At 62.9% G+C, this 20603-nt stretch carries 12 protein-coding genes; 5 read left to right on the forward strand and 7 right to left on the reverse strand.

The annotated features are described in order from the left end of the window. Window positions 1–6: 6 nt before the first annotated feature. The 6 genes from FBY31_RS13475 to FBY31_RS13495 form a co-directional block, all read right to left on the reverse strand. The gene (locus FBY31_RS13475) at window positions 7–1995 is read right to left on the reverse strand and encodes a penicillin-binding transpeptidase domain-containing protein (RefSeq protein ID WP_142041775.1); all 1989 of its coding nucleotides are present in this window, start codon (window positions 1993–1995) and stop codon (window positions 7–9) included. A 68-nt stretch (window positions 1996–2063) separates the two neighbouring features. After that, window positions 2064–3512 carry a phytoene desaturase family protein gene (locus FBY31_RS13480; RefSeq protein ID WP_142041777.1) on the reverse strand — a complete coding sequence of 483 codons (1449 nt, stop codon included), beginning with the start codon at window positions 3510–3512 and terminating at the stop codon, window positions 2064–2066. Beyond that, complete coding sequence (locus FBY31_RS13485) at window positions 3505–4971, reverse strand: glycosyltransferase family 87 protein (RefSeq protein WP_142041780.1); 1467 nt, start codon at window positions 4969–4971, stop codon at window positions 3505–3507. Before FBY31_RS13485 ends, FBY31_RS13480 begins: the two co-directional genes overlap by 8 nt. Before the next feature lie 128 nt (window positions 4972–5099). Then, window positions 5100–5240, reverse strand: a complete 141-nt coding sequence (locus FBY31_RS22820) for a hypothetical protein (RefSeq protein ID WP_160142466.1) — start codon at window positions 5238–5240, stop codon at window positions 5100–5102. A 569-nt stretch (window positions 5241–5809) separates the two neighbouring features. Next, complete coding sequence (locus FBY31_RS13490; RefSeq protein ID WP_050057129.1) at window positions 5810–6394, reverse strand: histidine phosphatase family protein; 585 nt, start codon at window positions 6392–6394, stop codon at window positions 5810–5812. Beyond that, window positions 6391–7896 carry a CCA tRNA nucleotidyltransferase gene (locus FBY31_RS13495; protein WP_142041783.1) on the reverse strand — a complete coding sequence of 502 codons (1506 nt, stop codon included), beginning with the start codon at window positions 7894–7896 and terminating at the stop codon, window positions 6391–6393. Before FBY31_RS13495 ends, FBY31_RS13490 begins: the two co-directional genes overlap by 4 nt. A 207-nt stretch (window positions 7897–8103) precedes the next feature. Between FBY31_RS13495 and FBY31_RS13500 the strand changes: the two genes are divergently transcribed. The 5 genes from FBY31_RS13500 to trxA all read left to right on the forward strand — a co-directional run bounded on the left by FBY31_RS13500 (window position 8104) and on the right by trxA (window position 14126). Further along, window positions 8104–8604: an NUDIX hydrolase gene (locus FBY31_RS13500; protein ID WP_142045374.1), complete on the forward strand. Its 501-nt coding sequence runs from the start codon at window positions 8104–8106 to the stop codon at window positions 8602–8604. Between the two features lie 61 nt (window positions 8605–8665). Next, on the forward strand, window positions 8666–10804 hold the full coding sequence (gene murJ / locus FBY31_RS13505; protein WP_142041786.1) for a murein biosynthesis integral membrane protein MurJ: 2139 nt from the start codon (window positions 8666–8668) through the stop codon (window positions 10802–10804). 165 nt (window positions 10805–10969) lie between these two features. Next, window positions 10970–12556, forward strand: a complete 1587-nt coding sequence (locus FBY31_RS13510; protein WP_142041789.1) for an ABC transporter substrate-binding protein — start codon at window positions 10970–10972, stop codon at window positions 12554–12556. A 253-nt stretch (window positions 12557–12809) separates the two neighbouring features. After that, entirely contained in the window at window positions 12810–13775 is a 966-nt protein-coding gene (gene trxB, locus FBY31_RS13515; protein WP_142041792.1) for a thioredoxin-disulfide reductase, read from the forward strand. A 24-nt stretch (window positions 13776–13799) separates the two neighbouring features. Continuing rightward, window positions 13800–14126, forward strand: coding sequence for a thioredoxin (gene trxA, locus FBY31_RS13520; protein ID WP_091419383.1), 327 nt, complete (start codon window positions 13800–13802; stop codon window positions 14124–14126). A 5111-nt stretch (window positions 14127–19237) separates the two neighbouring features. On the opposite strand, the gene FBY31_RS13525 is transcribed toward trxA, so the two are convergent. Beyond that, a complete protein-coding gene (locus FBY31_RS13525) occupies window positions 19238–20572 on the reverse strand; it encodes a ParB/RepB/Spo0J family partition protein (RefSeq protein ID WP_142041795.1) in 1335 nt (444 codons plus the stop codon). Between the last annotated feature and the right edge of the window lie 31 nt (window positions 20573–20603).

The raw sequence follows: 20603 nt of genomic DNA on the forward strand, positions 1-20603 counted from the left end.
GGATTTTTAGCCGGCGGAGGTGAGGAACTTCTGCAGCAGCGGGCCGGAGGTTGTTGCCCCGAAGCCCCCGTCCTCCACAAACACAGCCACGGCAAGGTCGCCATGGACGGCCACGATCCAGGCGTGGGTCTTGGGCGGATTCTCGTTGCCGAATTCAGCGGTGCCGGTCTTGGCCCCCACGGGCGCACCGGGGACGCTGGTAAGGAAGCCCGCATGCCCGGACGTCACGACGGCGCGCATCATGTCTGCCAGCTTGGCCGCTTCCTCAGGGGTAATGGGATTCGCGGACGCCTGGGAGGGTGCCTCTGCACTCGCCGTGGCGGAGGGCTGGGCAGGCGGCACAGACGCTCCGCTGGTGGTTCCCTCGGCGGCAGCGCCGGCGTCGGGATTCACCACAAGCTGCGGGGCAACCGGGGCACCCTTGGCAACCGAGCCGGCCATCATGGCAGCTGCCAAAGGCGAGAGCAGCACCTTGCCCTGGCCAATCATCGACGCGGCGTGCTCGGTGCCGGCGGCCTCGCCGGGGACGGATCCCAGGAAGGCATCCGCCCCGAGGGTCGGCGCTTCGACGGCGATCCCCATCGCCAGGGCTGCTGCTTCGAGCTGGCTCTGCGAGACCTTGTCCCGCGCCGCAATGAAGGCCGTGTTGCAGGAGTGGGCGAAGGCATCACGGAGCGTCACTGAACCCAGGGAGCTCTCCGGGTATCCCTCAGAGTTCTTGAAGGTCCGCCCTTCCACATTCAAAGTGGGTGTGCACTCAACTTTCGAATCCGGCGTCAGGCCATTCCGTAACATCGCCAGCGAGTCCACCATTTTGAAGATGGAACCTGGTGCGTACTGGCCCAGCATTGCCGTGTTGTAGCCGTTGCTTCCCTGCCCTGACGCTGCTGCCAGGACAGCCCCGGTGGAAGGACGCAACGCCACAATCGCGGAGGCAGGTTCCACGCCTTCAAGGGTGGTCTCGGCCAGCGATTGCAGCGTGGGGTCCAGGGTGGTCTTCAGCGGTGTTCCCGGCGTGGGCTTCACTTCGAAGAGCACCCGGCGCGGATCCGTTGCGGCGGACTGGACCTGTTCCCTCGTCAGGTCTGCACGCTGGGCACGGATGACGACGGCGTCCGTCCCCCTGAGCTGTTCATCATACTGTTGCTGCAGCCCGCCGATGCCGGTGACATCTCCCGCGGTCAGCTCACCTCCCGATGCTTCGATCTGCTCGGCCGTGGCCTCGCCGACGGAGCCGAGGACGGCGCGGGCAAAGGTGCGGGTTGGAGCCAGCGGCATGGATGCAGGAATGGCACGCGCTCCGGGAATGGCTGCAATCTGCTCATTGCTGATGGTGCGGCCTTCTTCGCGCAGCGTTATCGCGGACACAAAGGCATCGGCGCCGGAGGCCTGCACCTGCTGGCTGTAGGCGGCGGGATCCACCCCGACGAGGGCCGCGAGCTTGCCGGCGGAATCAGCGGGATCCGCGGCGCCCAGCTGGGGTTTGTCGATGCCGACATTCACCACCGGGCGGTACGTCACCAGGGGTACGTCGCCGGCACCCAAAATGTCCGCCCGCTGGGGTGATTGTGATCCCTTGGTCAGGATCTCGCTGTCCGCCAGGCCCGGTGCCAGGGCGGCAGGGTCCCAGACGGTGAGCCACTTGTCCCCGGACTTCTTGAATTTCGCGGACAGGGTGTACTTCCATTCGGCACCGCCGAAGTTCCAGGTGTAGTTCAGCGGTGTTGAGGCGTTCTCGCCGTCAAGCGTCGGTTCTCCTGCTTCAACCGTCGGCTTCTGGGGATCCAGTGCGGCGAAAACGCTCTTCAGCTGATCATTGGCGGCTGCGGAGTCTTTACCATCGAAGGGCACCGATCCCACGTCCAGTCCGGAGACCGCGGTGGCAAACTGCCTGGACGCGGCTTCGGCGCCGCTCCTGCCGTCGTCGCAGGCCACCAGCGATGCTCCAAGAACGACGGCAGCGATGCCCAAAGACAGTTTTGCAGATATCCCCATCGCGCCATTATCCCCCGGTTTTTGCCGCCCGCTTGCCATCGCCCGGGTGCAGGGCGGCGAAGCGGGGACTAGGCTGCGTCCAGCGCCAGTGACGGGATACGCCGGCCAAATATGTCCTGAAGGGCATATCTCGCTGCATGGTACCCCGGCATGCCCGTGACCCCGGGCCCTGGAGGAGTGGAGGAGGAGCAAAGGTAGACGCCGCGTAAGGGCGTTCGCCAAGGCGCCGGGGACACCACGGGCCGCTGGACAAGGTTCAGCATGTCCATGGTTCCGGCGCTGAAGTCCCCGCCCACGTAGTTCCGGTTGTACTCCGCCAGCCCTGCGGCGGTGATGGCCCTGGACTCCACCACCAGGTCCCGGAAGCCCGGCGCAAACCGCTCGAGCTGGGCTGTTATGGCCTCCGTCATGTCCCTCGTTGATCCGGCAGGAACGTGGCAGTAGGTCCAGAGTGTGTGGTGGCCGGCGGGGGCCCGGCTGGAGTCGAAGCGGGACTGCTGGGCCACCAGCACGTAGGGCCGTTCCGGGTGCTTGCCGGAGCTGACTTCGTTCTCAGCCCGGGCAACCTCTGCCCTGGTGCCGCCAACGTGGACAGTTCCGGCGTTGGCCAGTTCCTGCGCAGCCCATGGCACCGGCCCGGAAAGGATGAAGTCCACTTTGCATGAGCCGTTCCCGTACCTGAAGGACTCCAATGCTGCCCGGTAGCGGGTGGGAAGGGCATGGCCGGCCATGTTCAGCAGCCCTTGCGGGGCAACGTTCAACAAAGTTGCACGTGCAGGGGGAAGGTCGTTGAGCCGGTCGATCGGCGCATCGGTGTGGATGACACCTCCATGGGCAGTGAGATCCTGGGCCATGGCTGCTGCAATGGAAGCTGATCCGCCTTCGGGAATTGGCCAGCCTCCGGCATGTCCCAGCGCCCCCAGCATCAACCCGCCGCCGGAAGCTGCGAGGGACGGCTGATGGGAGATGGCATGGGCCGCAACACCGGACAGCAAGGCGGGTGCCAGTTCTTCCTTGAACCGGGCGTTCCACAGTCCTGACCCCTGTTCCAGGGTCCTGAGCCCGAAGATCCCCGCCGCCAAGGGGTTGCGGGGGAGGCGGAGGAGCTGGTTCTGGGTGAAGTCCATGACGTCGTCGATGCGCTGGACGATAGGTGCCATCAACCGCCGGTAGGCATCGCCGTCGCGGCCCAGTCCCTCAGCCGTCCTGTCTAGCGACCGGTAGGCGAGGGCGGCCCTTCCACCGTCCAGGGGCGTGGCGTAGGACAGGTCGGGGGTGATGAGGTTGACCCGGCGGAAAAGTTCGAAGGCCTTGAAGAACGGGGACGCTACTGCCATGGGATGCACGGCCGAGCAGACGTCGTGGAAGTGTCCGGGCTGCATCAGTTCGCTGGTGCGGGTGCCTCCGCCGATCGTGGAGCCAGCCTCGAAGACTTCCACCGACAGGCCGGCCCGTGCCATCACAACTGCGGCTGCGAGTCCGTTAGGTCCCGCGCCCACCACCACGACGTCAGGCATTGACCCCTGCTTTCCACGGAAGGACCGAACTGGAGGAGCTCCAGGGGCTCAACCGGAACCAGTCAGGCGCGCCGGCGAAAGGGCCCCCATGGGGGTCGTCCAGGTGATGCCGCCGGATGGGATCGTAATCGGGGTTGTAGATGTCCCGTGTCACGCGCAGCATAAGGTAGCCCACCGCAGCCATGTGCGCCGCCACGGCCAGGACGTAGTAGGGCATATCCAGGTTGTGCTGGGAAGAGCCTGCGCTGGTCACCTGTCCAAGGTACATCCACACGGCTGCCCAATGCAGGCCTTCAATGCCCTGCCAGACCAGAAATTCCCGCCATCGCGGCCGTGCCAGCGCGAGCAGGGGGATCAGCCACACCACAAACTGCGGTGAGTAGACCTTGCCGGTGAGGATGAACGCCGCCACGATCAGGAAGGCAAGCTGGGCCAGGCGGGGCCGGCGCGGGGCAGTGAGGGCGACTGCGGCTATCGCCGCGCAGGAGAGCACAAAGAGGCCAGGGGACAAAAGGTCGACGGCGGCCGGGCTGAGCTCCGTCCACCGCAGCCGGGCTGCAACGAGGTTGTAGGCGAACCAGGGCGAGCCGTAACCGGCATCGCGGGCGGCGCTGAATTGGAAAAAGTAGATCCAGCCGGCGGGGTTGGCGGCGGCGAAGGGGAGATTGGCGGCCAGCCAGGACGCGGCGGCTGTCCCCGCCGTGACCAGGAAGGGACGGAACCGTCCGGTGCGGAGGGCAAGGAGCAGCACGGCGCCCAGCACCAGCAGCGGATAGAACTTCATGGCCGCGCCCAGTCCAATGAAGACGCCGGCAAGCACAGGCTGTTGCCGCGAGAAGAAGTACATGCCCAGGGCGAGCATGGCTACGGCCCACATGTCCCAGTTGATGGTGCCGGCCAGCACGATGCCCGGGGCCAGGGCAACCATGGCGGCATCCCACGGCCGCCGGCTGGTCATCCGGGCTGTAGCCAGGACCGTTACCACGGTGACCGCCGCCAGGAGCGCGACATTTATGTCGAAGTAGGCGAGCACCCGCCCCTCCGATATTCCGCTCCCCGGGACCAGCCAGGCCGTTACCCCGGCAATCAGGGCGGTCAGGACAGGGTATTCGAACTGGCTTCCGGAGCCGAGGACGGGGAATGTTCCCGCTGCCAGCCCCCGGTTCCGGAACACATCGGGGAAGTCCGAATAACAGGTGGCATAGAACTGCGTGGGGGATTCCCAGCCATTGACCCGGCAATAACCCTTGACCAGGATCCCCGCGAGGGCAGCCATGACCGTCAGAAGGATCAGGACGCGTTCAACGGTGAAGCTCCCGGGCGAGACAATGCCCGGCGCGGAACGTGATCCAAGGGGGCCGCCGATGACTTCGGTGAAGTTGCGCAGGAGGACATCGCTGCGGCTGGGGACTACCAGGCGGGAACGCCCTCGATGCTCCGGCGGCTGGTTCTCCTGCATGCCATCGAGCTTACCGTCGCCCGCAGCAGCTCTGGGAGAGCGGGGACAAGGAGCCCACGCGCCGCCGCGGGGGCTCCTGTACCGCATGGAAGTGCTGCATCGGTTTCTCCCCGGGACCGGCCGGCGGGTCAGCGCAGGCCGCCCATTTGCTGGTGCATCAGGACGAATACGTCTTCCCGCTGCTTCTCCAGCAGTGGACTGTTGAATTGGCGGCGGCTCCTGCGCCTTCCTCGTTGGGGAATCAGGAGCTGTTGAAGTTTCTTTATCATTGTGGTCACCTCCTTTCGGATTGATTGGCCCACGCAATGGGCGCGACAATTGAGCCCTCCTCGTACCGCAGGTGTGGCAAATTTGGGCGCAGGAATATACCGCAATAGGCAAGATAGTTTATGCGCGACGAGTTATGCGCAGGGAAATACCCCTAAAGCCCAAAAGCCGAAGGGTGCCGAAAAGCAATTATCCGGGCTAAAGAGACTTATCCCGTGATGGATGCAGTGGAGGCAAAAGGTACTGGCACCTGGGCCCACAACTGCCGCCGCGCCGCCGCCGGTTTCAGTGCCGGCAGGAAAGGCGAAGGCTAGGAGCCTGCATGACCCCTAAACGGGCGCGCAAAAGCATCAGGGGCCGGGGGTGCGGTGATGGTCGTCTTCCATCCGCCAGTCAAAGTAATCATTTTCCCAACCTCCTTTTCTGCTCTGCCGTTACTCAAGCTGACCGCTGAGCGAACGTGCGCCGTGACCCCGGCAAGAGGCTCTGGGGTCAGGAATAAAACTACACCACCATTACGGCGCGTGGCTACCTATTCGCAATACTTTTCAAAAACATTCAGAAATGCTTCCTAAAGGCCCCAACGGACAATTGCCGGAGTCCTCTTATCCCAGCCCAGGGTGCACACTTTGGCAGTGCCGAGAATAAAGTGCCGCCCTTCGGCGGGTGGAAGTTCAAGCCAGCGGGCCGTCAGGATCCGCGAGAAGTGCCCGTGGGCAACAATAAGCACGTTATCCATTCCCGATTCGAGCACGCGGCCGATGATTTTGTCCGCCCTGGCCGCTACCTCGTCGAGCGTCTCACCATTGGGCACGCCATGCGTCCAGATCAGGTAATCCGGGTTGTCTTTGCGGATCAGGTCCGAGCTGATGCCTTCATAGTCACCGTAGTTCCATTCGACGGCGAGCGGCTCGTGCTGGGCGTCGGGGAAGCCTGCCAGTTCGGCAGTACGCCGGGCCCGCCGCAAAGGAGATGTCAGCACCAGGTCGAAGTCGACAGGATCCAGCACCTTCCGGGCCTCCACCGCCTGCTGTTCGCCTTCCACGGTCAGGGGGAGGTCAGTGAGTCCGGTGTACTGCCCGCTCTTGGACCACTCGGTCTCGCCGTGGCGCAGGATCCAGAGCTGGGGGCGGGGGGCAAGGGCAGGATTGGTCACTTGGACTCCTTAGGGGAAAGGTCGACGGCGTCAGGAGAGGTTCCAGCCCCGGTTCCGGCAGGTGCTGCTTCAGGCTGTCCGGCCCACCAGCGAAGGAGCCTGGCCTCCGCTTCCTCCACGGGCAGCGGTCCGTGCTCCATCCGCTCGTTGAGCAGGAACTTGTAGGCCCGGCCCACCACCGGACCCGGCTTAAGGTCCAGCAGGGCCATGATGCGGGCGCCGTCCAGGTCGGGGCGGACTGCATCCAGCGATTCCTGTTCCCGGAGGGCGGCGATCCGGGCCTCGAGGTCGTCGTAGGCGAAGGCCAGTCGTTCGGCCTTCCGCTGGTTGCGGGTGGTGACGTCGGAGCGGGTCAGCCGGTGCAGCCGTTCCAGCAGCGGCCCGGCATCGGTGACGTAGCGGCGGACTGCCGAATCGCTCCAGCCTGCCTCTCCGTAGCCGTAGAAGCGCATGTGGAGTTCGACCAGCCGGGCTACGGCCTTGATGGAGTCGTTGTCGAACCGCAGCTTCTTCATCCTCTTCGTGGTGAGCTTGGCACCCACCATGTCGTGATGGCGGAAGCTCACCGCGCCGCCCGGCTCGAAGCGCCGCGTAGCCGGCTTGCCGACGTCGTGCATCAATGCTGCGAAGCGCAGCACAAAGTCCGGCCCGGGCACAGGCCCCTCGGCGTCCGTTTCGAGCTCCGCCGCCTGCTCCAGCACCTGGAGCGAGTGCTGGTAGACGTCCTTGTGGCGGTGGTGTTCGTCCGCTTCGAGCCGCAGGGCGGAGACTTCGGGCAGCACGAATTCCGCCAGGCCTGTTTCCACCAGCAGGTCGATGCCCGCCCGGGGCCGGTCCCCGCAGATGAGCTTGACCAGTTCGTCGCGCACCCGCTCCGCGGAGATGATGGTGATCCGCTCAGCCATCTGCGTCATGGCCTGCCGCACGTCGTCGTGGACGGAGACGCCCAGCTGCGCCGCGAACCGTGCCGCGCGCATCATCCGCAGGGGATCGTCGGAGAAGGACGCTTCCGGGGCGCCGGGCGTGGCCAGGACGGAGGCGTGCAGGTGCTTCACGCCGCCGAACGGGTCCACCAGTTCCAGGGCCGGCAGCTTGAGGGCCATGGCGTTGATGGTGAAGTCGCGCCGGAGCAGGTCGTCAGTCAAGGAGGAGCCGAAGGCCACCACAGGTTTGCGGGACTCAGGATCGTACGCCTCGGCCCGGTAAGTGGTGATCTCGATCTGGAATCCGGCCTTGCGCATGCCGATGGTGCCGAAGGCGCGGCCGATCTCCCAGTAGTTGTCCGCCCACCTCTTAATAAGGGCCACCGTCTGGTCGGGGGTGGCGTCGGTGGTGAAGTCCAGATCGGGGGAGGTCCTGCCCAGGAAAAGGTCACGCACCGGACCGCCCACCAGCGACAGTTCATGGCCGGCGTCCACAAAGCGCTGGCCGAGCTCCAGGACCACCGGGTCCACCTGGAAATCGACGGTGTGGGATTCAGTCTTGTGATGTGCGTGCGCCATAGTTACTTAAGCTTGTCAGAAACCAGCGGCACCGCAGGCCAAAATACTGTCAAGATCCTGTTGATTCCGTCCGCCCCCGGCAAAGCGCGTCATATGCCGTCCATGTTGATGTCATGTTCCGGTCATCACGAACGGGCAACAGTCGTTAGAGTGGACTCCATGGCCCATCCCGTACCGAGCGCTCCAGGCAGGAGGACAAACGCACCGTTGCCGTCGGCAATCGGTGCGCACGTCGCGCCTGCCCAGCATTCGGCACCGGCCTCGCTGCCTACCGTCGAGGAAGTCTCCGCCGGCGGCGTCGTGGTGGACACGTCCGACGCCGGACTGAGGGTGGCGATCATCGCCCGCCTTAATCGCGGCGGGCGTTTGGAATGGTGCCTGCCCAAGGGGCATCCGGAGGGCAAGGAAAACAACGAGCAGGCCGCGGTCCGCGAGATTGCCGAGGAAACGGGCATCGAAGGAGACATCCTGGCGCCGCTGGGAAGCATTGACTACTGGTTTACCGTCAGCGGCCACCGGGTCCACAAGACGGTTCACCACTACCTCCTCCGGGCCACAGGCGGCGAGCTCACCATCGAGAACGATCCGGACCAGGAAGCGGTGGATGTGGCATGGGTTCCCATCCAGGAACTCGCCCGCAAACTGTCCTTTCCCAATGAGCGCCGGATCGCCGACCTCGCCCGGGAAGTCCTTCCCGAACACCTTTAGGGCCGCACCGCCGGCCCCTGCAGTGCCGTAATTGGCTGCTGCGGGTGAGACGATGAACTCGATGTCAGCTTCCAACTTCCCTTCCGACAGGTCCAGCCGGCCCGACGACGCCGCGCCCGACGGCGTTCCACCGGAACCGGCCGCGCCGGACGTTGCCCAGCCCGCCCCTCCAGGCGCGAGTGAAACCCGCTCCAGCGCCATCATGGCCGCGGGGACACTGGTGTCGCGTTTCCTGGGTTTCGGAAAGACCTGGATGCTTGGCACGGCCCTGGGCCTCGGCTCCACCGTCAATGACACGTTCATCAACGCCAACAACCTGCCCAACCTGATTTTCCTGCTGGTGGCCGGCGGCGTGTTCAACGCCGTGCTGGTGCCCCAGATCATCAAGGCAAGCAAGGCTCCGGACAGGGGAGCGGACTACATCAGCCGGCTCCTGACGCTGGCGGTCCTGCTCCTGCTGGGGCTGACTGCGCTGGTGACGCTGGCTGCGCCGTGGGTCATCGAACTCACCACGCAGGGGTACTCGCCGCAGCAGAAAGCACTGGCCGTAACGTTCGCCTTCTGGTGCCTGCCCCAGATCTTCTTCTACGGCCTGTACGCCCTCCTCACCCAGGTCCTGAACGCCAACGGCGCGTTTGGTCCTGCCATGTGGGCGCCCATCCTCAACAACGTGGTGGCCATCGCCGGGCTGGGCATGTTCATCTGGATCTTCGGCACCAACGAGTTCAGTCCACATACCCTGGACAATTGGGGCGAGACGCAAACCCTGTTCGTTGCAGGGTTCTCCACCATTGGGGTTGTCTCGCAGACCGCCATCCTGATGATCCCGGTGATCCGGTTGAAGCTGGGGCTCCGGCCGCGGTTCGGCTGGCGCGGCGTGGGACTGGGCCGGGCAGCCAAGCTGAGCGTCTGGACCCTGCTGACGGCCGCCGTCGGGCAGCTCGCCTTCCTGTACGTCATGCGCATCGCCACCATCCCCGGTGCCGAACGCCTCCGGCTGAAGCAGGCGGGCGACCCGGCGGCGGAGATGCTGCCGGGCAACGCGGTGCTGGAAGTGGCCAGCCAGCTGTACCTGCTGCCGCACTCCATCATTGCGCTGTCCCTCGCCACGGTGCTGTTCAACCGGATGACCAGGGCATCGCAGGACGGCAACCGGGACGAGCTGCGGGATGCGCTCTCACACGGGCTGCGCACCATGGCCGTTGCCACCGTTTTTGGTGCCCTGGCCCTGTTTGCCCTGGCCGGCCCGCTGGGCATGTTCTTCTCGGGAGGACTTCGCCAGGACGGCGTCATGCTGGCCCAGACCTTGACCATCCTCGCGCTCAGCACCCCGTTCATGAGCGCCAACTTCATGATGTCCCGGGTGTTCTACGCCAACGAGGACGCGCGCACACCGTTCTACGTCCAGCTGCTGCTCGCCGTTGTTTACGTGGCCGGGGCGTTTGCCATCCAGTTCCTGCCCGTCACCCAGATCATTTACGCCATCGCTGTCCTGTACATGGTGGGCAACATCCTTTCGGTGGTCATCAGCGCGTTCTTCCTGCGGCGCCTCCTGGGCCACCTGGACGGGCCACGGATCGCCAACTCCTACATCCGCATGGGCTACGCAGCGTTGGGTTCCGCCATTGCGGGCGCGGGCGCGCTCTGGCTCATGGGCAGCTACAGCCCGGCCGGTTTCGCCTGGCAGGACCGGATCACGGCGCTGATCACGGTGATCGTAGCGGGCCCCGTCATGCTGGTGGCCTACTTCTTCCTGCTCAAGTTGTTCCGGGTGTCTGAACTGCGGGACCTGCTCGGGCCCCTGATGGGACGGCTGGGGCGCGGAGGACCGGCCGCACCTTCCGCTGAAGGCGGGGAGCCGCCGTCGGACTCTTCAGCTGGTGGGCCCACCGGCGACCGCCAACCACCTGCGCCCGAACGCGCCACCACCTCTGTGGACACCGGCCTCATTCCCCGGATTTCGGGCGAATTCGATGCCGCTTCCTTCCGTGCCGGCCCCGCTCAACAGCCCGCTCCGCAGAAGCCAGACGACGGCGGCGCAGGCCAGTCCGACGGCGGGTACCTCCCCGGTGAGGACCAGCCCAGTACCGCAAGGGGCGGCTTGCTGCGTGAGCAGATCCCGCTCCCCGGCCGCCGGACCTTCCAAGGAAAGGCCGGGGAGAACCCACACTTCAAGCCGAGGCGGCCACGAAAAAAGTGATGCTGCGGCGGTCTGGCGCTGCCTTCGTCCACGGTCCGCTGGGCTCAATCGGCTAGGATCGAAAGGGAACAGGGGTAGTTGCATTCAAGGGTCGGCCTCGCGCCGGCCTCTGAACGGTGGTTGCGTCATCCAAGCCGGCAATACCGGACAGTCTAGGAGGAACACGTGTCCAACCCGATCGATGTCGGATCAGTACTGGGCGGCCGTTACAAGGTCACAGCCACCGTATTGGCCTCGCACGACCACGATCTGGTGCTGGATGGTGTGGACCAGGTACTTAACCGTCCGGTCAGCATCCTGGTTGCCGGACCCGACAACACAGAGCAGGTTGCCCAGAGTGCCCGCGAGGTTGCCACCGGGGAGCGTCCCGGCACTGTCCAGGTCTTGGACCTTGGCGTCACCGCGGCGGCAACATACCTCATCACCAACCACACGTCTGCGGCGGACCTGCTGGATCTCGTGGTGGCCTCCAACCCTCCGTATGTGGAGCCATTCTTCACGGACACCCTGGGCAGCGAAATTTTCGGGCAGCCCCGGTCCCATGAACCCGAGCCCTACGATGACGACGACGAGAATGTTGACGCCGGCTACATCAGTTACTCGGCTACGCATCCCAGCCAGGTTGATCCTTACCGTAGCGCGCCCGTTGCGCCGCCCAAGCCGCCGGCACGTCCTGCGGGGACGCCCGCCGTCGGACGCAAGCCCTCCGGTTCCTCCGCTTTGGGTGGCTCCGCTTTGGATGGGGCAGCCGGTGGTGCCGGTGCGGGCGCCGCCGCTTTGAGCGGTTCGGCGCGTCCCAATGGGTCGTCACTGCAGTCCGGGGAGCCTGCTACTGCCAGCTCCGATTCCAGCCCGAAGAGCCAGGAGAATGCGCCCGGGTCCGGTAAGCCGAAGGTTTCCCTGTGGTCCGAGGACGACTACGCCAATACCGGTGACCAGGACCTGTATGAAGACACTTTGGCAGAAGAAGAACCTCGGCCCGCCAAGAAAAAATCTTCCGTCTTAGCGCGGTCAGCAGCCCCCGCCGCTGCTTCAGGCCCTGTTTCTGGGGCCTCCTACGCCGGTCAGGGCGGCTACGATGACGACGACGAGGCTGCCCCTGAGCGTGAACCCCGCTCCATGCGCTGGCTGGTGGGCGGGCTCCTGGCCGTGGTCCTGATTGCCGGCCTTGTTTTCGCCGTGACCAATCTTGGCAGCCTGTTGCCTTCGCCGCAGGCCAACCCGACTGCTGCTGCCACGAACAGCAGTGCCCCCGAAGGGTCCTCTGCAGCGACCCAGGCGCCTACCTCCGCGCCGGCTGCTGTCCTGCCCGCCATAGAGGCAGTCAGCCGCCAAGGTGACTTCGACTTTGCCGCCACGTTCGACGGTGACTTGGTGAAGGCCTACGACGGTAACGCTGCGAGCTACTGGTCGGACATGGAATTTGCCACCGAAAACTGGGGTGGGCTCGCGCCTCAGGGTGTGCCTCTCGTGGTGAAGCTGAAGGCCCCTGCCAAGGTCTCGTCCATCACGCTTTCACAGCTTGGCGGCTCCGGTGGAAACATCACCGTGTACACGAACGATCGGCCCTCCACTGACGGGGCCAAGGCAGTGGGAACGAACAGCTTCACCTCCACGGACCTGAACATCCCGCTGGCGGAGCCTGTGCAGGCACAGTACGTGATCGTTTCGATCAACGCGCTTCCGCGGCTCGCCGCTCCCAAGACGCGTTATGGTTACGGCCTTCGGCTGGCAGAGATCAAGGTCCAGTAACTTCGGCTGCTCCCCGGCTGGCCTCCTCGAGTCGGTCCGGTGAAGGCACGGCGGCCGGGCTGAATGGACGGCCGCACTTTGCCTTCGCCGCGGGACGGTAGTCTGGAAAGAGCGCCTAACGGAGTGGGCATAGTGCTGACTGCCGGTATTCGTCCGTGTTTGGGCGCCGGAATATTCAGCCAGCAGTATCAGTTGTGCCATGTGGCCGGCCTCCAAGGCGGGCGCGTCTAATAAGGAAGAGGTTCACCGTCCAGTGACCATCGCAGAAAACACCGCGTCGGACGTACGTGATGTCATCATCGTCGGCTCCGGCCCGGCCGGTTACACGGCAGCTGTCTACACTGCCCGCGCCAACCTGAAGCCCCTTATGCTGGCAGGTTCCGTCACCGCCGGCGGTGAACTGATGAACACCACTGACGTGGAGAACTTCCCGGGATTCCCGGAAGGCATCATGGGACCGGACCTGATGGAGAACTTCGAGAAGCAGGCAGCACGCTTCGGCACGGAGATCCAGTTCGAAGACGTCACGTCGCTCCAGCTGGAAGGACCTGTCAAGAAGGTCACCATCGCCACGGGTGAAACTTTCCAGGCAAAGGCTGTGATTCTCTCCACCGGCTCTGCCTACCGTGAGCTTGGCCTGCCCAATGAGAAACGGCTCTCAGGACACGGCGTCAGCTGGTGTGCAACCTGTGACGGTTTCTTCTTCAAGGACCAGGACATTGCAGTAATCGGTGGGGGAGACTCCGCCATGGAAGAGGCGTTGTTCCTGACCAAGTTTGCGAAATCGGTAACGGTTGTTCATCGCCGCGATTCCCTGAAGGCATCCAAGATTATGGCCGATCGGGCACTGGCGCACGAGAAGATCAACTTTATCTGGAACAGCACGGTTGATGACGTCATCGGTGAAAACAAAGTCACCGGCTTGAAGTTGAAGAACCTCATTGACGGTTCAGTTTCAGATCTCGCGGTCACGGGTGTTTTCGTGGCTATCGGTAACGACCCCCGGACCGACCTGGTCAAGGACGTCCTGGAGTTGACCCCCGAGGGCACCATTGCCGTCCAGGGGAGGAGCTCCAAGACGAGCCTGCCCGGTGTCTTTGCTGCCGGCGACGTCGTGGATCCGACTTACCGCCAAGCCATCACCGCGTCGGGTTCGGGTTGTGTAGCAGCCATCGATGTTGAGCACTACCTCGCAGACCTGCCCGCACAAGCCCTTTAACGATTCGAAGAGAGAGACAAGGTTATGAGCAACGCAAAAGATGTAACAGACGCAAGTTTCGGCACGGACGTACTGTCCTCTGACAAGCCGGTTATCGTTGATTTCTGGGCAGAATGGTGCGGTCCCTGCCGCAAGCTTGGTCCTATCCTCGACGAGATCTCCGTTGAGTACAGCGAGAAGGTTGATGTCGTGAAACTGAATGTTGACGACAACCCTGCTATTGCAGCCGAATACGGGATCACATCTATTCCTGCCGTTTACCTGTTCCAGGGTGGCGAAGTGAAGAGCACCGTCATTGGAGCGAAGCCGAAGCAGTTCTTCGAGAAGGAATTTGCTGACGTTCTCTCTTGAGAGCCTCTGTTGTTGGAGGTCCAGCAACAATAAAAGGGTGGCCACTGCTTTCGTAAGCGGTGGCCACCCTTTTGTGTTCACCCGAGCGCCGCTACCCGCGTGCGCCGGCCGGCAGTTCGTGCGCCTCCTTCGGCCGTAGAGGATGGACGTTTCACGTGAAACAGGGGGAGGTTTTGGCGTATTCAAGAGAGACCTTCTGCCAGCCGTCTCCCGCCTGCGTTTCGCAGTGGTGCCTGCAGGAAGCACGAACGCACATCTTCAGTCGAACTCTCAACGGAATCCACGCTTCGAGCCCCCTACTCCTTCCTCTCTTTCGGGACAGCGACCACTTCCTAACCTTCGAGGATACCCATCGCCACTGCGTTCGGAGCTGCTTAAGCTACCAGCACTTCGAAGGTCCGGAGCAGGCGCACGGAGGCCATGGATAGCAGGACCTGGTTTCCCCTTAATCCGCTCGCTCAAAACTCAATAGCAGCCAGCATGAGCCGGACGCCTGCCTTTCCATCCTCTACTTGGCCACCCTGGTTTGCAGAGAAGGAGCAGCGAAATGTGTGGCGGAGGCAGCCCTTGGACACGGCGGCGAGGCATCGCAAGCCCCACTCATGGCTGACGTGCCTTGGCAAGCGAGAGCCGGGGGAATTCTGGAGGTACAAACCGCCTGGTGGCACCCGTAATTCTTTAGCGCGTCTACTTTAGCGCTGACTACTTTCGTGCTGACTACTTCCGCGCGGACTAACTGTCGTGACAGGAGGAGTAGCGAAGGAATCAGCGTAGTTGCCGACTTGTTTCACGTGAAACAGTTTCATCCCTAGGGCTTAGCTCTAAACCGGCCCCTAGCCCGCAAGGCCGCGTATAACTACTAACTCTCAGACCGGAGGTCGAACTGACAGGTTCCCCGACATCTTGGGTGTCTCCAAAAGTAGGCGTTTCCGGCCAAGGCCAAGGTCCGGTACTGGGCTGCGCCCCGAACAGGAGACATCAGATCTGCGGGGATCGGATCCCTAGCCGAGATAGAGAATGAAGCCAGCCACCGAAACCTGGCACGTGTCGCGGCCTTGCATCCTTAGTTCACCGCCCGAGCCTGGCGGCAGCTATCAAGTACGAGGCTCGCCATGGAAAGAAAATGACTCCCTGCAATAGGACAGTCAGGTAGCATCTACCGGCAAAGATCCCGATGCTCATACACTGCTCATACACTGACCGGAGCAGCGGATAACAATGCGAGCAGTGGCAGGAGACGAAGGCCTCAGAGCAGGAAGCAGAAAGCCTCGGGCGGCTTGTTATAGGTATCAAGATAGGAACGTGCACCTTTTGGCCGCGCAGCGGTCGTAGCAGAGGAACGTTGCGGCTCGGTCAGTACTAACGCTTCCCGTGATGGGCGAAAGTCACAACTCCTACTCCAATCCTCCTAGCACGAGAATCGAACTCGACCTCCCCGCTCCTGACCTTCCAACGTCCGGGCTGCCCCGGTCTCGTTCCTGTTTCACGTGAAACAGGAACAACCGTTTGCCTACTGGGCCGTCGGGGCGGCACGTGGCAAGACGGTCTGTTGCCGAAGGCAACGGCCGCACCCGTCGGTGGGACGGGGCCGCTCCCGCTTCAGCTGGTGCAGACGGAAACACACAGGCTGATGGCACTACGCGCTCCTGACTTCAAATCGCCATTAGCAAGGCAAATCAGACAAGAGCGGCGTAGCATCTTCTGGACCCGTGGGACGCAGCTGTTCCCCGTGAGTGAACACCTACCTGGCCGATCACACCAGCCGACGTAGGAGGCAGCGTTCATGAGGCGCCCGGATACTGCTGCTCGGCATTGTGGGCCATGACGCGATGGGCGGGGAATAAGACACGGTGCTCTCAGCACTCGAGCCACCAATTCCCATGTCAATCCGATTCCACGAGTCCGATGGGGAGCCGTGCCGTATTCGATCCAACGAGAGCATCGGCACCCGTGCGCCACGAGACAAAGAAGGAGTTAGCCGAGGCCGGTGCCGAGTCGCTAACTTGTCTACCTAACGCGTTGTTTGGGGGACATCTTGTCTAGGTGCAGTGCGTGGGTAAGGTGCCGCCCTGGCAGGCATGTCAATGTCGGCAGCTAAGCTGGACGATCTGTCGCGATGCCGCCGATGGAACCACTCGTCGGTAAGGGAACGCCTGAAGGGGATCAGCGGCTCGCGCGGTCCGCTGGGCTAGTCCAGGAGGACCTTTAAGTCCCCGGGAGTAGTCCCTGTTCAAGTCGCCTAGCCACTCCAGGTCCGCCAGTTATCCCCACGTTATCCACACCATAGCTTGAAGCTTATCCACATAGTTATCCACAAGCTGTCGCGCCATGGCCGACGTCACCGCTGCCACGAGCAAGGACTGCGGTTAGCCCTGACACTCAAGGGCCAAGCCGTTAGCCGAAGGGGAATCACCAGTTGGCTCAGCGAGCACATCTCCGCAGCCGTAAAACGCGCGAAAATAAACCGGATTAGGCGGCTGCCACCTTTAAATCGCTCCCGTTACCCGGACTCCCGTGATGTGCGTCAGCAGGCCGTCCGTTTCACGTGACATGCTGGGAGCACGTACCACCCTGGCACTCGCTTTGCCTCAGGTCTCGCACCAAGTGTCTATATGGGAGGACCGTCACATCCACAGGTGGCCCTCCGAGTATCCACAGAGTTATCCACAGTGTTATCCACCGTCCGGGTGCACGAGTAACTACCTTGATGGTGCCGCCCCTAGGTCAACGTAAGGAGCAGCACCCGCCGCCGCAAGGCGACCAATGTACGTCTGATCCTTTGGTCATAATCAAAACAATGACCCTCAGCAAGAGCCCGAGACATAGGCCTCTGTATTCAACACGACAGGGTGCTTCAAGATTCTCTCGCGACGACTTTCCTTCCCATTCCGTCCTAGCGCGCGATGGCCCGGGAGATTGCCACCTCGAACGCTGGCGAGGCACGCGTAAGTCGGATTCCTGCCTCTTCCCGCCAGCAGGGGATGGCAGGCTTGCATAGTCAAAGCAAAGGGCGATCGAGCAGCTGGACCGCCATTTCGTGTTCTCCCGCTTACCAAGTCGGTTCAAACCCTGAGCCTTCAAACATCTGGTGAGACCAAACATCTGGTGAGACGCGATCTCACTATAGCTCGGCGCAGAATTCTGTTCTGCGGGCATCACTCATGGCAAAGATCCTGGAGTCCCAAGCGATTCTGTTTCACGTGAAACGGCGCGATCCCATCCTCCGGCAGCCTCCCCCAGAACGGACATGGACATCGAGCGGTCCTCGGCCAGCATGCATCGAAGCTGAGCGGTTCGTATCGGAGCTTGGGTTTCAGCTGGTTGCAGATTCACGGACAGTATGCGTGGCCACGCTCCTTCATACCCGCGGTTTCCGCAGGCGGTCGGCACTCACGTGTGACAACAGTCGAGAATGCCTCTATCGGCAGCCGCAACAGCACAGCGGCGCCCTACTGATTACTGAGCATGATGTCGACCGGACTACGACAACCCGGCGTTTCGGGCGGCCCGCACAGGATGAGTACAAGCGATCGAGGTGGTGGCCTTCCGCTGGTCACCAGAGATTCATCCCCACAGCCGTAACCACGTGCGTCACCTTACCCTGGGCTGTTCGCCTAGGGGCGTGCCCAGCCGTGAAAGAAGTTCCAGGCTGTTCGATGCGAACCACTATCTGCGGCGCATTTCCGGTCTGCTGAAAAGTCCTGCGGGACCACATCCGCAACGCTGGCTTAGTTGTCCGCACGCGTGAAATCACCCAACACGCGCATTACTTCCGTCCTAGCCGGTCAGCCTTCCGGCATAAGAACCCCTCGGATCAAGCCAACCCTCCCGTGTATCTGGGCACATAGCTTTGCTTTGTTTCACGTGAAACGGACGAGAGCTTGCCATCTGTCCGCGGCCCGCTCATGTCTCCGACCGCACCGGTTGACCCCGTATCAGTCGGTAGAACCTAGCTGTTGAGCAGAAGAACTAGGTCCCATACCAAGGGACGCCGGGTGAGGGACGCGCCGATAACCGTGCAACCACCGTTTCGGTGGCCCCAGCCGAAAGCGCGCCTGGCTGCGTTCACTCATAGTCCTGCCCGAACGCATTTCGCCCTTGCGTGTCGCAGCTCGGCCCCTGCAACAGCCAGCGATCAATGTTCCACGTGAAACAGCCGCAAATCCGCACGCGTGGCGGATAGCTAGCAGGCCGTCAGTCACTGAAAGCGACAAGAACGCGGAGGTGCAGGAAAAGAGACAACGACCCGATCGGCACGAGTGTCCAGGTAAATATTTACTCACGGGTGCTGGCAAAAGGCATGCTTCCCGGGAGCAGCGCACTAGGTTGTGTTGCTAAGCCTCGTCGCCGCTTGGATAGGTTGGCTGGGGGCATGCGCAGGGACATTTGGGTATTTGACGAAGTGTGCGCCGTGGTCGGTCCCTGTTTCCTGCATGGACGGGAATCGGACGACCGGTCGCGGCGGCTACATTACCGTGGAGGGGACACGTTCGAAGTTCAGGACCGGGACACCTCGTCGGGACCTTTCCAAGCGCTTCGGGAACTGGTGCACCGGTTTAGGAACTTTCAGCGCTGCGCCAAAGACCGCAGGTGGACGAAGGTACTCGAGAACGTCCATACGGCAAGGCGGATGCTCTCAGGGGTCCGTACAGCCGGCATCATCAACTACACGCCCCTGATGGCCGCCTTATTGGAACAGATGACGGTTCCCCAAACGCCGAAGGAAAGCGCCGCCCCCGTCCTCCGGACCGCGTCCCGGGGACGAGGACTAACACCTCCAAAGCCAACCGCATATGACTGGGGGACCAGGGCATCAAGCTGGCCATCCCCGAGAAGTCAGACCAGGCCGCCGACTGGAAGAGATAGGGATTCCCTAGCGGTCGCCCGCCAGCGTATGACAACGAGCCCTACAAAGGGAGCATCGTCGTCGAGCGGGAATCAACCGGCAAAAACTGGCGGCCTCGCCGTGAGATCCGATTAGACCGCACAACTATTCGGACGCCGTCCAGCTGGCTGCATTACTCGTCTGGCTAAACGCCAGCGTCAGCAACATCTCCTAGCGGTGGTCGAAGACCGGGTGATAGGCAGACCAGCCGCAGTCCTGGGCGTTGTTAGTTATCTGCGCCCGGTGCAATAACGTCCATGATCCGGTTGAGGTCCTCGACGCTGGCGAATTCGATGCTGACCCGCCCCTTCCGAACCCCAAGTGAGATCTTGACGTTGGTATCCAAACGGTCGGAGAGCGAAGAAGCCAAATAATCGAGCCGCTCGTGACGCGCACCAGGACGGGGGATGTTGTTCTTGGCAGGCTTCGCGGGATCCTGGTACAGCGTAACGGCTTCTTCAGTGGCACGTACGGACATTCCCTCAGCCACGATGCGCTGGGCCAGGCGTTCCATTGCAGCGGCGTCAGGCAGGCCCAGGAGGGCGCGGGCGTGGCCTGCGGAGAGCACGCTGGCAGCCACCCTGCGCTGAACCAGCGGAGGCAGCTTCAACAGGCGCAGGGTATTCGAAACCTGCGGGCGTGACCTGCCGATGCGGTCCGCCAGCTGCTCGTGCGTAGTACCGAAATCCTCAAGAAGCTGCTGATACGCTGCGGCTTCTTCCAGGGGGTTGAGCTGGCTTCGGTGCAGGTTTTCGAGCAGTGCGTCGCGCAGGAGATCGTCATCGGTGGTGTCCCTGACGATCGCGGGAATAGTTTCCAGCCCCGCAGCCTGTACTGCACGCCAGCGGCGTTCGCCCATCACCAGCTCGTAGGGTTCTCCACCCGGCTCGGTTGAGTTCCGGACCACAATTGGCTGGAGGACGCCTATTTCACGAACAGAGTGAACAAGCTCGGCCATGTCATCTTCATCGAAGACAGAACGGGGCTGTTTGCGGTTCGGATGGATATCCATCACGGAGATCTCGGCAAACCGGACGCCCGGAACCTCTACCAGGTCCACGCCATTGTCCGCTGCGGAGGCTCCGCCAGATTCAGCGGGCAGGGCAGCCGGGACCGGTGCGGGCTCAGCACTGCGGACCTCAGCTGACGTGGCAACTTTCTTGGCTTCGGTCTTCGGCTTGCCCCCACCATTGGCGCTGGCGTTGGTCTTCGTACCTGACCCGTTGGAGTTGGATGTCCCGGAAGCGGGAGCACGCTTTGCCGCGGCGGACTTTGCGGCAGAGGGATCGCCGGAGCCGTTGCTTGCCGACACGGAAGATTCCGCCGTAATTGCATCCGCCGGGTCAGCTGCCGAGGAGTCCGCTGGTGTGCCGGCGGCGGAGTCTTCGGCAGTGGATGAACCCAGTACGGTTTCGGAGGAATCGGTCTTCCTGCGTCCCTCGGGGAAGAAGAGATCGACAGGGCGCGCTACCGCTGTGCCGGTTCCCGCCCCATTAGCACCGGCGGAACTCGGAATCAGTGCGCCAAGACCGCGGCCTAAGCCCCGTCGCTTCTCGCTCATGGGTAAATCCCTCCAGTGGAAGAGCCAGGAC

The organism is Arthrobacter sp. SLBN-100, from assembly GCF_006715305.1.
In the GTDB taxonomy this organism is placed as follows: domain Bacteria; phylum Actinomycetota; class Actinomycetes; order Actinomycetales; family Micrococcaceae; genus Arthrobacter.